The 15,224-nt window shown below is 55.6% G+C and carries 7 protein-coding genes and 2 pseudogenes; 2 read left to right on the forward strand and 7 right to left on the reverse strand.

What is annotated here, in order from left to right; all coding sequences use genetic code 11:
- On the forward strand, positions 1 to 702 hold the full coding sequence (locus tag RHJ02_RS00990; RefSeq protein ID WP_315863705.1) for an ABC transporter ATP-binding protein: 702 nt from the start codon (positions 1 to 3) through the stop codon (positions 700 to 702).
- Here RHJ02_RS00990 and RHJ02_RS00995 read toward each other — a convergent pair.
- On the reverse strand, positions 699 to 992 hold the full coding sequence (locus tag RHJ02_RS00995) for a DUF3082 domain-containing protein (RefSeq protein ID WP_206200680.1): 294 nt from the start codon (positions 990 to 992) through the stop codon (positions 699 to 701). The genes RHJ02_RS00990 and RHJ02_RS00995 overlap by 4 nt on opposite strands.
- Positions 989 to 2,293, reverse strand: a complete 1,305-nt coding sequence (purD, locus tag RHJ02_RS01000) for a phosphoribosylamine--glycine ligase (RefSeq protein WP_310800360.1) — start codon at positions 2,291 to 2,293, stop codon at positions 989 to 991. The genes RHJ02_RS00995 and purD overlap by 4 nt, the downstream gene beginning before the upstream one ends.
- Positions 2,294 to 2,852: 559 nt before the next feature.
- Here purD and RHJ02_RS13115 point away from each other — a divergent pair.
- Positions 2,853 to 3,472, forward strand: a pseudogene (locus tag RHJ02_RS13115) (IS630 transposase-related protein); the annotation flags it as partial.
- Here the strand turns inward: RHJ02_RS13115 and RHJ02_RS13120 are convergent.
- From RHJ02_RS13120 to RHJ02_RS01050, 5 genes and pseudogenes are all read right to left on the reverse strand, one after another.
- Positions 3,383 to 6,223, reverse strand: a pseudogene (locus tag RHJ02_RS13120) (BPTD_3080 family restriction endonuclease). The pseudogenes RHJ02_RS13115 and RHJ02_RS13120 overlap by 90 nt on opposite strands.
- Positions 6,223 to 8,160 (reverse strand): AAA family ATPase, encoded by a 1,938-nt coding sequence (locus RHJ02_RS01035; protein WP_310453136.1) that lies wholly within the window; start codon positions 8,158 to 8,160, stop codon positions 6,223 to 6,225. The pseudogene RHJ02_RS13120 and the gene RHJ02_RS01035 overlap by 1 nt, the downstream one beginning before the upstream one ends.
- Positions 8,157 to 10,697 carry a DUF559 domain-containing protein gene (locus RHJ02_RS01040; RefSeq protein WP_310822136.1) on the reverse strand — a complete coding sequence of 847 codons (2,541 nt, stop codon included), beginning with the start codon at positions 10,695 to 10,697 and terminating at the stop codon, positions 8,157 to 8,159. Before RHJ02_RS01040 ends, RHJ02_RS01035 begins: the two co-directional genes overlap by 4 nt.
- Before the next feature lie 311 nt (positions 10,698 to 11,008).
- Positions 11,009 to 11,878 (reverse strand): DNA methyltransferase, encoded by an 870-nt coding sequence (locus RHJ02_RS01045; RefSeq protein WP_206200688.1) that lies wholly within the window; start codon positions 11,876 to 11,878, stop codon positions 11,009 to 11,011.
- A gap of 437 nt (positions 11,879 to 12,315) precedes the next feature.
- On the reverse strand, positions 12,316 to 15,159 hold the full coding sequence (locus RHJ02_RS01050) for a UPF0182 family protein (protein WP_310800367.1): 2,844 nt from the start codon (positions 15,157 to 15,159) through the stop codon (positions 12,316 to 12,318).
- Positions 15,160 to 15,224 lie beyond the last annotated feature (65 nt).

Genomic DNA, 15,224 nt, shown 5'->3' on the forward strand with positions numbered 1-15,224 from the left:
ATGAGACTTGCCACTGTGACAACAACTGGGCTGGCGATCGCCACCACCAATCTGACTAAAGTTTATCGTTCTGGCCATCACGAGACCCCTGTTCTTCAGGGCATTAACCTGCAAATCCAGCGCGGTCATATCCATCTGCTAATGGGACCTTCGGGGTCAGGGAAAACCACCCTGCTCTCGATTTTGGCTGGCATTCTTGCCCCCACCAGTGGCCAAGTGGCTGTCTTAGGCCAAGAGATTACGCAACTGTCCAAGGCTGCACTGGCAAAATTTCGGCTGCAAAATATTGGCTTTGTCTTTCAGAGTTTTAATCTTTTCCCCGCCTTGACCGCACTGGAAAATGTTGAAATTGCCCTCAATCTTAAGGGCATTAAAGGTAAAAAAGCGAAGGAACAGGCAGCAGCGCTTCTCAAGGCCGTTGGCTTGGGCGATCGCCTCGACTTTGTGCCCGCAAATCTTTCTGGGGGTCAGAAACAGCGAGTGGCCATTGCCCGTGCCCTAGCGGGTGAGCCGCAGATTATTTTTGCTGATGAACCGACGGCTTCCCTGGATTCCCAAAATGGCCAACAGGTGATCAAAATTCTCTACAAGCTAGCAAAGCAAAAAGGCTGCACAGTGTTGATTGTTACCCATGATCCACGGATTACAGCCATTGCCGATCGCATCACCAAAATCGAAGATGGCAAAATTAGCGACGGTTAAGCCTGCTCCCGTTGTACCCAGCGTTCCCAAAGCAGTTGCAGCGTCAGCGCCACCAGACCCACGGCAATAATGCTAAAGACCCCCGTTGCGAGGGTACACAAGCCCACCACAAGGGTGCGTACGGCCACGGCCAAGCTATAAACCAGTTGATTGTGGTAGCTCACTGCGTGAGTGGCAAAGACGTAGGCGATCGCCCCTGTTAGCCGATAAAGGAGAATCCCAAGCGTGCCAGCAATCAGCGCACCAGTTAAACAGCGTAATGGGTTAGTTTTTGGGGGGAGGAGGGTCATGGATGGTATTCACCTTTGTGAGCCGATGATTCCAGAATACGGTAGCCAATGTCACGACGATAGTAGCAGTCGGCAAATTCAATGGCGCTGACGCCCGCATAGGCCTTGGCTTGAGCCGTGGCAAAATCAGGAGCCAAAGCGGTAATGTTCAATACCCGACCGCCATTGGTGTACCATTGCCCCTCTTGCCAGCGCGTTCCAGCATGGAAAACGAGAACCCCTTGGGCGATCGCTGCGGGAATACCCTGAATCACATCCCCCTTGCGGTAACTCCCCGGATAGCCCCCCGCCGCCATCACGACGGATAGAGCTACCTCATTGCGCCATTGCAACGCTCCCAAACTGGCTAAGCGTCTCTCGACACAGGCCAAGAGCACCTCAATCAGAGGGGTTTCCAAGAGGGGGAGGACGACTTGGGTTTCAGGATCACCAAAGCGACAGTTAAATTCCACCACGTAGGGATCCCCTGCGGACGTCACCATCAGACCGGCATAGAGCACCCCACAGTAGTGGATTCCCCGATCCTGCAACGCCCCAAGGGCAGGTTCAAGAATCGTCTGTTGAATTCGTTGCATTAACTCTGGTGTCACCCAAGGGACAGGGGCATAGACCCCCATTCCTCCAGTATTTGAACCTGTGTCCCCTTCGCCAATGCGCTTGTGGTCTTGGGCGGGCAGCAGCGGCAGAATGGTTTTGCCATCCGTAACGGCGAGTACGGAGACCTCTTGCCCTTCTAGTACTGATTCAATGACCACCTGTTGACCAGCGGCACCAAATTCACCCCCAAAAATCCGCTCGAGGGCAGCGATCGCCTCCCCTTCGGTGGCCGCTACCGTCACTCCTTTACCTGCCGCTAAACCATCGGCCTTAATGACAATGGGTGCCCCTTGGGCTTGAACATAACGAGAGGCCGCCTCATAATTGTCAAACACTGCTGCTTTGGCCGTAGGAATCTGAGCCGCCTGCATGAGCGCCTTTGCCCAAGCTTTACTGGCTTCAATTTGTGCGCCGGCCTTGACCGGCCCAAACACAGGGATGTTCAACGCCTGTAGGTGATCGGCCAAACCCACTGCCAAGGGAACCTCTGGCCCGACAACCACTAAATCAACGTTATTCTCTTTGGCAAATTCACCAATACCCGTGAGGTCGGTGGCTGCAATGGCCACATTCTCACACCGCTCCAAGCAGGCTGTGCCCCCATTCCCCGGCAGACAATAGACCTGTGTCACGCGAGGAGAATCGAGTAATTTCCAAGTGATCGCGTGCTCTCGACCACCACTGCCAACGACAACGACCTTCACAGATGCACTCCAAAAAGATAAGCCATATTTTGAAATCAATCTTCAGGAGACTATCAAGTTTATCAGTCAATAGGCAACGTTCTCTCCAAAGGTAAAATGATTGGCTTATTCCTTTGCAGAAGTATTGAACAACAGTTTGAAGAGGTAGGAAAAAGAGAAGAAATATTGTATTCTTCCCTTAAAAGATTAAAAAACAGTCAATTTACTATGGCATCTTTTGGAGCTATTGTCAAGTCTATTCTCAGGCGCCTCAGCCCTTGCGACTATCCCGTCCTGAACTCACAACTGCTCTTCAAAATCTGGCTGACGTACATTTTGGACGCCAGCTTAAACAGTATGAGAGCCTTGTTTTATCGGCTCAATCAGTCAGGAATAACAGCCGTTTTCACAAGGATGACGAGAAACAGTAGTCTGGCTATGGCGTAAAGTTACGTCCTATCAAGATATTGACCCGAATAGGAAACGGCTGTTCAGGTAGATATAGCTATTTCGAAAGGGAGTGAGATATTTTCAAGAGGGATAGGCTATACTCAAAGCGTCATGAATGTTACTCAAGAATATGAGCTATAGCTTGGACTTACGAGAGCGGGTTGTCTCCTATATCAAGCAAGGTGGCAAAATCAGTGAAGCGACTCAAATTTTTCAGGTCAGTCGCGCCACCATCCATCGCTGGCTGAAGCGAGAGGACTTAGCGCCCACGGTTGTCCCCCGTCGTCCTTGGAAACTGGATTGGGCGGCCTTAGCAGCGGATGTTGCTACCCATCCCGATGACCGTTTAATCGACCGTGCCCAGCGATCGAGTGGAGTCTGAGTATGGGTGGTCAGCGCGAGGCCAACGAATTTATGGAGAGCGAGCGGGGAAGCGTCAGAAAAGAGAGAGTTTAGTCGCAGGACGGTATAGACACCAGAAAGACTTCATCGCCCCAATGCTGTTTTCAGGATATTTGAATGCGTTATGTGAGTTGGTTGAGTCAGTACTGTTTGCCGGCGTTAAAGAGACCGTCGTTGTTGATGATGGATAATGCACCGATTCATCCCCAAGGGGGGATGCAGGCAGTGGTGAAAGCGGCGGGTCACGCGGTGTTATTTTTACCGAAATACTCTCCTGATTTGAATGTGATTGAGCACGACTTCAGTAATCTCACCGGGCGTCTTCGCTACTTCCGCGCGCCATCGCCCGAAGCCGCCGTGCGCGTTCACAGCTTCGCACCACTCTGCAAGATACTGACGCTTCACCTTGTCCTGCTCCGTATCCTGACCCTTTGTTTCTAGAATCAGATGATCACCGTTCTTCAGCCGCACCAGGAAATCAGGCCGATACTTGCGCACCACACCACGATAAACGTAGAGCACTTCGAAGCCTAGGTGGTCATTCTTGACCCAGGCAGCCACCGCGTCACTGCTGTCGAGCGCGAAGGCGTCGGACGCTTCCCATGTGCTGTCGTAGACGCAGACGTTGATATGGGATTTCTCCGTGCGCTCGCAGGGCTTGCCCGTGTACCAAGTGCGCATCTCGCCTGTGGAGCGGATAGGATGATCGCGGTCGAAGACCGGCTCGATGCGATCGGTGTTCTCCTGCCGAACCGCCTCCCATATATGCTGCACCACCCGCGACAGGTTCAGCGTGATGATCAGCCGTCGGCGCAATTCGTCCTGATAAAAAAGCGGTGGCGTAATATGAATACGGTCGGAGCGGATGAATTGCTCGACGATGCGAATCAATTGCGCCAATAATACTTCGCGGCTGCCTTTCCAAGCGGTCTGCATTTGGTCAAAGACATCGCGCACCGTCTCGAAAATGATGCGTTGGGTGCGGAATTTCCCCGCCAGCCGCTCCAACTTGATGCGGTTGATCCGGGTGATGTCTGGCTTGCCTTCGAGGATCGGCGCCAGCTCGGCGACCTTCGCTGTCTGCGCCGCGTCCAGTTCCAATGGTCGCACCTTCGACCAGTCCAAGGTCAGCGTCGGTTGAAAGACGCGCTCGATGCGCACCACATTCGGCCAGCGGATCTCGAGCTGTGCCTTGGCCGGGTCTGGCTCAACGGCGGTCTTGGGCGTGGGCGGCGGTGGCGGGTCGTTCTCGCCGCCTTCGTGGGGCAAGAAGGTGAAGGGCACGCCGAAGATGTTGACGTATTCCGGCTCGAACAGCCCCGTTTCCGGGTTGACTTCGTACGAAGTGCGCCGCAAGCCGCGACCGACCACCTGCTCGCACAGCAGCTGCGACGTGAACGCCCGCAGTCCCATGATGTGCGTCACCGTCTTGGCATCCCAGCCCTCGGAGAGCATGCCGACGGAGATGACGTTTTGGATTCTCTCGCCCGGCTGTCCCACCTTGCCCACCGTGTCCACCATCTGGCGCAAGCGCTGGCCTGCTGGGCCTTGGTGAGTTTTGCGTTTTGAGTTGCTGGTTTTGCGTTTTCTGCCGTTGCCTCGACCCCTTCTTCATCTTCGACAAACTGACCACTCGAAACGAAAAACTCTTCTTTCGCTTCCGCCTCATCGAGCACCTTCGAGTCGATATGCAGGATGCGCTCTGGGTCGCACAGTTCATCGATGTGGATGCGCCGCGAATCGAAGGCGTGCTTCACGCGCGCCGCGGTCTCGGTGCGGTTGCAGACGGTGATCATCACCGGCGGAACGGGCACTCCGGCTGTCTTCCATGCCTTCCACGTCTCGCACCAATCGTAGCCTAAAAGGTAGTAGGCGTTCAGCACTAGGTCGGGCAGCGGTTCGTGTGGTTCGGCGCGGCGGTTCAGGTCGTCTTTCACGTCCGGGTCGTTGTAAATGTGATAGAGGCGCGACTTGTAAGTTTTGGCATCGGGGACAGCATCGTCGCGCACCACCACGCGCGGGGTCTTGACTAGGCCAGACTCGATGGCGTCATTCAAGCCGAAGTCGCTAACGATCCAGTCGAAGAGCGCCTCTTCGCTGCTCTTTTTGCCCGAAGGCGTGAAGGGAGTAGCGGAAAAATCATAGCACCTGAGGATGCCCCGCGAGCGGTGCAGGCGATCCAGCCCACCGATCCACACCGTGGCCTCCGCGGCGCTATCCTTGAGATCCCGCTGCCGCAAATACTTTCCTTCCGCCTCCCAGTTCACACGCCAGGCGTGGTGAGCCTCGTCGTTGATGACCAGAAGGTTGCGCGCATTGGCCATCTCGCCCAGCACCTCGCGGGTATAGGCCTCGTCGCTTTTGACCCCGCGTTTGTCCACAGACTTGCGTTTCTTGATCTGTTCTTCGCTCTCCCAGGCGAGGGCGTGCCAGTTGCGCACCAGCACTTTGCCTTGGCGCAATTTCTCGAGCAAGGACGAGGGCTTCGTAGTAATTGCCGTCCGCGGCGGGGTAAAGCACTTCCAGACGCTTTTTGACCGTCAGCCCCGGGGCGATGACCAGCACGTTTTTGGAGAAACGGGCATCCTGCGGGTTGGCCACCTTGTTCAGGACCTGCCAAGCGATGACCAAGGCCATGACGATGGTCTTGCCCGAACCGGTGGCCATCTTGCAGCATTGGCGGATGTACTCGCCGCCATCGCCGGGGATTTCGATGCCGGTGCGCTCAGCGGGGGCGGCCTCGGTCAGCTAGATGAGCGTCTCCACCGCCTCCAGCTGGCAGAAGAAGAAGCGCCGCCGGTCAAAGTTTTCGGGGTCGGTCCAATGTTCCAGCAGCCGCTTGGTGATGCTGGTGACGCCCGGATAGCCCGCCTCGCGCCAGGCCTTGACGCGCGGGCGGATCTGGTTGACCAGCGGAATCTCGACGAAGATGCCCGGGTCATCGAAGGCTTTTGAGCCGGGCGTCGCCACCACGTACCCCGCCGGGCGGCGGCCCTCCACCAATTCGAAAATACGCGTCTCGCGGTCGTAACGCCAGTGCCGCTGCGGCTCCTCGTAGGGCGAGTTGATGATCAGGCGGTCAATGGTGGTGCTGGGCATCAATTTTCCTCTCTATTTTCATTCTTATTAGCAAACTCCATGATCTTATTGCAAAGCTTCTCGAGAGAATCCGATTTCTTGCCAGCATCCCAAGCTATCTGGAGTCTCGATGCAATGTGCAACGCGTTCTTCTGTAGATTCCCGGCAGACCCGTATTTAGCATCTGCCTCAGATCGAAACTCATCCCAGTTCTCTTTTCCAATCTCTTGCTCAACCACCTGCCCGATGTCTGAGGACCACATGACTACAGCGGCCCCCCAGAACGTACTGGTCGGGAACGGCTCAGGATCAGATACACCGCATAACTTGAGGATTGCGCTGTTGTCTCTGCGGTGTTGCTCCCTGCTTCCGTTTTTGTCCGGCTTGTCGCCGTCCGAATCCAGTACCGCGAGAGTCGGGATCTGCAGGCACCTGGCTACCGCGAGAGGTTGAAGCATCCGACTTTTTCCACCGGTGGGGACAATGTGACAGCCGAGTCGTCTGAACTCATCCCACCGGTTGAGCAAGTGAAGGTAGGTGGTCAAATATGCAGTATCCTCTAGCCCCTCGACGAATACGATCCTAGACGCGAAGAATATTTCGCTGAGCTCAGGCTGGAGTGCTTGATGGATCTTTGCCAACTGCTCGCTCGGTTCGACAGGTTGCTGGCCTTTCACAGCCGCAATTTGATTTGCCACCTCTTGATGGGTGGTCCTAGTAATAGACGAAGCACCATTGACCTTGCGGACCATCCGGACACTCTCGAATCTCTCACCTGATATGAAGTATGGACTGTGGGTTGTAACCAAGATTTGAGAGTTCTGTTCGCTCAGCTTCACGAGCACGTTATAAAGATGCCTTGCTTGTGGGGGATGCTGATAGAGCTCCGGCTCCTCACAGGCGAGAATCAGCCGTGGATCTGCGTCGTCTCTGTCAGAGAGTTCTTGGAGCAGTGCGAGAATAAACGAACGTTGAAGCCCGTGCCCGAAACGTGTAAGCTCCCCTTCAAACCCTGCCTCACCGAGAATGGCCTGAGCAAAAGGCTCATCAACACGTACCGCCTTTTCGGGGTCTTGGTACCATTGCACTCGAAGCGTTGCGTCTTGATGCGCCCACTGCACAAGCCGATTTCGCAGAGCTGTAGATATTTCGGTTAGCTGTGCCTGACTATCGGCAAGGAGTTGTCTGTACTTCTCCTGCATTTCCTTGCGGATGGGATCAAATGACTCCCTGAGGTTGACTTTGGACCGAACCGTGCGGCTCAAAAGCTTCCCTAGGGCTGTGTCCTTAGACTCTTTCTGCTCGCTAGCCGCTTCCTTCACTGCGGGCACGTACACCCACTGGATGTATTTCTCGAGAAGGTTTTTACCCTTTGATACACCATAGAACTCGTCCGCACTAGGGAGTTCTTCGCACAATTCCGGGTGCTTTTCTTCATACTCACGAAGTGCTTGGACCATTGCATCCTTTGTGCCAGGATGCGGAAGATCAGGGTACTTCTCTCGCACCCTGGTGTATATATCCTTCAGCTCAGCAACCTTTTTCCCAGCTTTTTCGGCTTCAAAAAACAGCGCGAAATCCTTGATAACCATCCGGCGACCGTACTGCTTTACTTCGGCTGTGTTTGCAACAGGATCAAATTGTGCCTCAACTGAGACAACCAATTGATCATGGCGCACATAATGCTGGAGTTCATTCTTAGCTTCCTCTGAGAAGTCTGTAAAAGTGATCGTTATCTCGATAGGATCCGTTGTGTTTTTGGCATGGAAATCCTCCTCACTGAGCGAACGCGTGTTGAGACCGGGTATCCCTGATTCACCAAAGAAGACGTTGAGGGCATGCAGGACACTTGACTTCCCTGAGCCGTTGGCTCCGACGAAGCACGTGTAGTCATCAAGTTCGATAGTCTGTTCCTTTATCGAGCGGAAGTTTCGAATGCGGACGGATTTGATCTTCATGTGTCAATCTCCATAATCTTCAAACTCTCGATCCCCCGGTCGTCCACGATCTTGACCGCGATGCGCTTGTGCTCGCCCGGCTCAAATGGCAGAGAAACCGTGCCGCGGTAGGCTTCGATCAGTTCCTCATCAATCTCGGCCTTGAGATTGCGCGCCAGTTTCGCCCAGCCTTCGCCCTCGCCCGCCATCGGGAAGAAGACTTGACGCGGGTAGAGGCTGCGCCCATCATAGTCGGTATCCAGCATCCAGACGGCAATCTTGTCCGCCCCGCCCCATTCGACCCCGCCCGTTTTCGTGTTGTAGTAGTCGAAGCCATGCACGGCTACGACGTACTTGCCGTCTTTCTCCTTGCGCACCTCCACATCCGGCTGGCCGATGAGCCAGAAGGAGTCGTTGCTGGCGCGCTTCTTCTTGAGATCGTCGGTGAGCAGATCGGCGTTCATCTGCACCTTGAGCAGCGTCACCCCTGGCCAGTGGGTCTCGTCAATGTCTTTGGCCGCCTCGGGGTCGAACTGGAAGGCGGCGAAGACGATGAGCTTCGGCCTGGGCACCAGCGTATGCGCTTCTTCGATGGCCTGGGCCACCTGCCGCTGCTCCAGCGGTGCGTGCTCGGAACCAAAGGAGACCACCACGCGCATCGGGCTGTCGGCCGGGCCGGTCTCGCGCACCGAATCGGCACCTTCGTCGCTGGGGCGCGTCTCGCCGTCGGCGTGCAAAAAGCGGCAGCCGGGCAGCGGCTCTAGGCGCGCGAAGCGGATGTACTGCCCCGCCTTGCCGCGGATGCCGGCGCGCAGCAGTTCGTCGCGCCATTCGGCCTGGCGCAGCGTCTCGCCCGAGCGGGCGATGGATGTGTCGGCGGGTTCCGGCTTGGGTTCTAGGATTTCATCTACCGATTTGACTGCCGGCGCGGGCACCGCCTCCACGGTGAACGGGCCAGTGACGCGCACCTTCTTGCGGTCCACCAAGGGCTGGTCGTAAAGGGTTTCCTGCGGCGCATGGCGGGCGATCGCCTCATTCATGGCCTTTTGCATCGCGCGGCGGGCGGCATAGAAGGCGTCAAAAGGCTTGCGGGCCGCTTCGGGCCAGTCGGCAGGGAACTCAAAGGGCACCTCCCACTCCACCAGCTCATTGACCTTGACCGCCTGGCCGGCGGGCATAGTGAAGGTGGCGCTGTCCGGCGCGGCAAAATCCACGAATTGCCCGGCGCGGCCGCCTTGCGTGACCTTGAAACGGGGATAGCCCTCACCCCCGGCCCACCTGCCCCCGTCAGGGGGTCTCCCAGCGGGAGAGGGGAGACGGAGCGCGGCGTTGAGGTCTGCCAGCGCCTGTTCGATGGCCGGGTGCATGCGGGCGTAGATGCCGTCGATCTCTGGGTTGTTGGCGATGGACTTGAGTGTCACATGCGGCACGGTCTTGTACTTGAAGCCGCTGCCCACCCCCTCTTCGGGATGCGCCAGCTCGTAGTAGTCGAAGACCGCGGTCATCAGGCGCTGGCGGGCGAGGGTGAGCGCCACGCGCGAGGTGTCGCAGGTGATCCAGCGCCGGCCCCACTGCTCGGCCACATAGGCCGTCGTGCCGCTGCCGCAGTTGTGTACGGCGCAGACTTCCGTTATAAACGAGTGAGCGTCCTCTACTTCTAAATCGTAAACCTCTTCCTCGGACAAGTCTCTAACCACCTCCACAAGGCGCACGGGAACGCGGTCGGAACCGTGGAACAGGATGTCTCCCTCTTGTATCTGCTCTGCCTCCATCCACTGGGCATACTCTGGCGAAAGTTGCTCTTTACACGCCTGTCCAATAGCAGTGCAAACCCCTTCGAGATTATGCTCTACTTCTGCGGCGGGAACACGCAGCACTTTTAGATTCAGCGCGTGCATGAACTCATCGCGAACACGGTCATGTTCCATGGCGGCCGGAGTGCCATGAGCCATGGCGCCGTCCACTTCTACCACTAAGGCAGCTTCACGGCAATAGAAATCGGCGATATAGGGGCCAATAGGGTGCTGACGTCTGAAGGTAAAGCCCAACCCATTGCCTCGCAAGACTTTCCAAAGTTTCCGTTCAGGCGGAGTCATTTCCTTGCGGAGTATTTTGCTTCTGCCGCGCAGCGCTTTGGGAATACCGGACCAGTCGGAATGTCCACCCAAGCTGTGCGGTCGTCTGTGGGCCAACACCCTGTGATCGGGCGTAAGCCATAGGGTTTGCCCGCTAAGGTCGTGCCGGATGCCGATCATCACGCCGCGATACATTCGCCGTATCGTGCGCACGACGCGATGGGGCAAGCCGTCATGCGCCAGCAGGTAGTCGCCGGGGTGGATGTCTTCGATGGCGATGAGGGTAGCCCCCCTGTCATCCCCCCGCACGCGGGGGGATAGGGCTTCTCCCTCCCCACACGTGGGGAGGGTCGGGGAGGAGCCGCAAACCCACACCCTCGTCCCCTTCCGCACACAGGTCGGGTCGAACACCAGGTCGCCAAGGTCGGTGGTCAGCGGCAGTATCATTCCAAAGGTTGTCAATCTGCTGGAGAGGAAAATCATCAAAGCATTGCTTGTATCTTGGAATGTTGCCGGTGTCGTATAGTCTGCAAGCGGTAATAAGGCGTTGCATTCCCTCCCTATGTGTGCGCCAGCTTTTCCTTTGTGCGGATATGATCCTTCCTGAGAACTCAAAGTCATAGGTGCAAGACTCGGTGTAACCAGAAGACTTGAGGTCACCCAAAGCCAGCCTCTTTGATCCTTCAATTTGGTCAAGCTCGGTTGACAATGCACGAATTGGTTTTACCTCTCCACTCGGCAACTCTACGAATCCAAACCAGGATTCATCAAGACTCTTCTCCGTGTAAAGCTGCCTATATTTCACGCCCTCCCTGTTTTTCGCATACCAAATTAATGATATCGTGAACTCTCGGTAATTCTCCAAACCCAAGAGGCGATGTTTTGCGGAAAGATATTTGTCTTACAAAATTCCCCGCCCCGAACACCTCATCCATCAACTCCCGCACGTGGTGCACGTTCTCGTCACTGATCTGCACGAAGATGCTGCCGCTCTCGGTGAGCAGTTCCCGCGCCAGAAGCAGCCGGTCGCGAAGATACGTGAGGTAGGAGTGGATGCCCAGCTCCCAAGTATCGCGGAAGGCGCGGATCTGCTCCGGCTCGCTAGTTAAGTCCTCGTCCTTGCCGTCCTTCACGTCGCGTTTGTTGACGAAGGGCTGGAAGTTGGAGCCGTAGCGGATGCCGTAGGGCGGGTCAATGTAGGTCATCTGCACCTTGCCGGCCATGCCCTCCTTTTCCAGCAGCGAGTTCATCACCAGCAGCGAATCGCCGGCGATCAGGCGGTTGCTCCAGTCGTGCTTGTGTTGGTAGAACTCGACGGCCTTGTGCAAGGGTTCTTGGTGCTCGACCTCGAACAACCCCAGTTGCACCGGTTCCTGTTGCCCATTTTTCTTGCGCACCGCCTCGATAATTGTGCGCGGGTCAATGCGCTCGTGGACGTGCAGGGAGACGGTAGGAACTTCAAACGAGGTATGCTCGGCTTTGCCCGCCCAGACCAGTTGCGGGTCGAGGTGCGGGTCGTAGGCGTAGCGCTTTTTCTGCTGTCCGGTGTCGGGGTCGGTTTCGGGCGTGACCAGCCCAACGGGCGGGTTGTTGACGCGCGCTTTGTCCCGATGCTCGTAGGGTGCGATCGGACGCTTGGTCTCGGTCTTCTTTTTTCGGGCCATCAAGTCCTGTCTGCAGATTGGTGGTTTTGAAAGCTAAACAGTAATTAAACTGCAATAGTAGATACGTATGCAAGGACTTAATTTGTAACGATAAACAGCATAGAGACCCCATACTTAACCTGCTATCTAAGCAAAATACCCAAACAGAACAATGGCCTGAGTATCGAAAGTGAGTGCGCTTTTACCTGCATTTCTGCAACAAGTATGAGTCGGATTCTGGCAGCCTGCACTAGCTTCCAAGAGACAGACGGTGAAATAACAGGCTGAAGCCCAGCAGTCGATTGGTTATTACAGACCCCTCCTCTCGCCATTTAGTCAACCAAGGGGAAAAGCCCACTCCGAAACCATGGAATCTGTCACTGCTGATGAGAAATCAGGTGCTCCCATTACGGAAGTAATACCAATTAAACTATCTTTCAACGTTTCTGCGATGAAAGTTAATCAGGAAACAGTTTTTGCAAAGCCTCCTCTAGGGTAGGTGCCATCACAATCCGCTGGTTATCCATAACAATGACCCGTGCCAAGGTGGGCAGTTGATTTTGATCGGCTTCGAGGTAAATGGGTTCGACGTAGAGGAGCGATCGCTCGATGGGGATAATGAGGAGATTGCCCTGCACCGATCTTGACCCTTGGCGATTCCAGAGGGAAATTTGCTGTGAAATCATTGGGTCTTGATTGATCCGCGCCTCCATTTGTTCAGGGCCAAAGACCAGTTCTTGCTTGGGAAAGACGTACAGCAGGAGCTTGCCATAGTTTTGACCATCGGAGCGAGCCGCTAGCCAACCAATGAGGTTGGGACGATTCACGGGCGTAAAAGGAACAAGCAGAATAAACTCCTCAGTGTAGCCAATGGGCAGCTTGGTAATGAGATAGTAAGGGGCAACGGCTTGGGGCTTTTCGCGGTAAATCTCCTTGGGAATTTGCCAGAGGTCTTCGCGGTTGTAAAAGACCACGGGATCCGTCATGTGGTATTTCAGGAGTTGTTCCGACTGCACCTGCATCAAATCAATGGGATAGCGAATGTGGCGGTAGAGGCGGTGGGGCATGGCACTCAGGGGATGAAAGAGGGTTGGAAAAACCCGCTGCCACGTGCGAATTATGACATCGTCGGGTTCCACCACATAAAACGTGACATCGCCGTTATAGGCATCCACCACCACTTTGACAGAGTTGCGAATGTAATTAAAGGAGTGCTCGCCGGGATCGCCATAGGGATAGTAGCGACTGACGGTATAGGCATCAATAATCCAGTAGAGATAGCTCACCCCTGTGGCGCTAGGACTGGCGGCAATGTCCTGTTCAGAGCGTGGATCGGCGACCACAAGGTAGGGTTCACTGTCAAAACGTAAAAAGGGGGCGATCGCCCGCACCCGCTCTTGAATTAAGCGACGAAAAAGTACCCGTGAGTCCGGTCGTAAATTGGGGGTCAACAGCAGTTGCCAGTCACCAAAATAGACACCGTAGACCAAGCGCCGCCACCAACTGGCAATGGGAACCCCCCCCGTACCGTCGTAGTGGTTATAGACATTTTCGGCGCCACGGGGAAAATCCAGCTCTGGAACCGCCGAAGGGGCAAAGACATAGGTATGGGTAAGTTCACCGTAGTAGATCCGGGGGTAGAAAAAGGGAATGCTTTCACGGATTTGCGGCGGATCGACCAGTAGCTCACCCGTATCGCCAATATCGCGGACAAAGTATTTGGGCAGACCATTGGCTTCGGCGGTATTCACGGGACTCATGGTGAAGCCATAGCCGTGGGTAAAGACCAAGTGCTCGTTAATCCAAGTACGGGCAAAGCGCTGAACCGCACTGTAGTCCACTTCGCGAGCGGCAATGAGGACTTGGCGAATTTCTGATTGGTCTTGCTCAGGGGATAGTTTGAGATAGTAGCGATCCAAAAAGGCCGCTGGAAACCGATAGTAGGAGCGCAGTTGTTGCAGTTGCCGGTTCGTTTCTAAAAGGGGGCGGGTATCCCAAAGGCGGATATTGCGGGTGGTGGCGGCGTTGGCAGCAATGATCTCGGCGTTGAGGTTATTTTCCGGCTGAAAGGGTTCGACCCGCATTTTTTCAAGGTTAAAGCCTTCGCGGGTGTGGGTAATGGTGCGTTGAATGTAGGGGAGTTCCCGTTGCAGTTGATTGGGTTGAACAATGGCCGCTTCAATGGCTGTGGGCAGGAGCCAATCGGCAATCAGGATGACCACTAAATAGCCCAATGTAAAGCCAAAGAGGCCGGGGGCGATCGGTCCTAGCCGCCGCTGCCCTTCGCCGCCCCGTCGAATCGCTGACCAAGCCAGTAAACAGGCGACGCCAAAAGCCGAGGCTGAAAGCCAACCATAGAGGGGTAAGCGTACAGTGACGTCGGTATAGCCGGCGCCAAAGGCAGCCCCATTGGTCGAATAAAGAAGTTTGTAGCGTTCTAGCCAGAAGCTAAAGGCCACTGTGGCAAAGACAAAGGCGCTTAAGCCCTGTAAATGCCGCCGTTGCGATCGCACGAAGCCGAGGAATTTGCCATGACTGAGACTTTCATTGGCAAGGAGATAACCCAAGGCCGTTCCCCCTAAGCCGACAACACTGAGGTTCACCAGCCATAGGCGCAACAATTCCCACAGGGGCAGCTGAAACAGGTAAAAGCTCATCGAATGGTGAAAGAGGGGCTCGGTGTGGGGATCACTGGCGGCAAACAGTCCCTTGAGCACCACCGGCCAGCTCAGGCAGGCGATCGCCCCCATGGCAACGCTCAAGAGAATTGCAACCCCCTGAAAGAGGCGCAGGGGCAACCACAACCCCAGTACCAATGCCGCCAAACTCGGCACGAGTAGCCAAGGATTCTGCACCACTAGAAGTGATAGCTCTGCCACCCGCCAGACACTCAATTGCGGCAGCAGAGGGCTGTTAAAGGTGATTTCTGAACGCTGTTGCCACAGTTGCAGCGCGATCGCCCCAATGTGGTAAGTAGCAACAATTAGCAGCCAAGTTAAACCGCTAGCACACAACAAAAGCCGCCACAGCCCCAGCCCCCGATAGGTACTCTGGGCGGTCAGGGTGGGCTCGAGGGTCACGGTGCGTTGCCGCAGGAGCCAGTGTTGCTGCCAGCCATAGAACAGTGCCGATGCCCCCGCAACCGCCAGAAACAGTACAGCTTGGACACTCCAGCGCTGCCAGACCACCGCCAAATAGCCCAGTTGATCAAACCAGAGACTTTCGGCAATGAAGCGACACAAGCCAACCCCAAGGGCGATCGCTAGAACCAGACCACCCAGCCAGCGCAGCCAGCGGGGCATCAACTGTACAAGAGGGAGTGACGGCATCAACCTCGAAAAATCGTTAAAACTACGGTACAGTGCAG

Origin of the sequence: Thermosynechococcus sp. TG215 (assembly GCF_031583455.1) — a bacterium.
Classification (GTDB): domain Bacteria; phylum Cyanobacteriota; class Cyanobacteriia; order Thermosynechococcales; family Thermosynechococcaceae; genus Thermosynechococcus.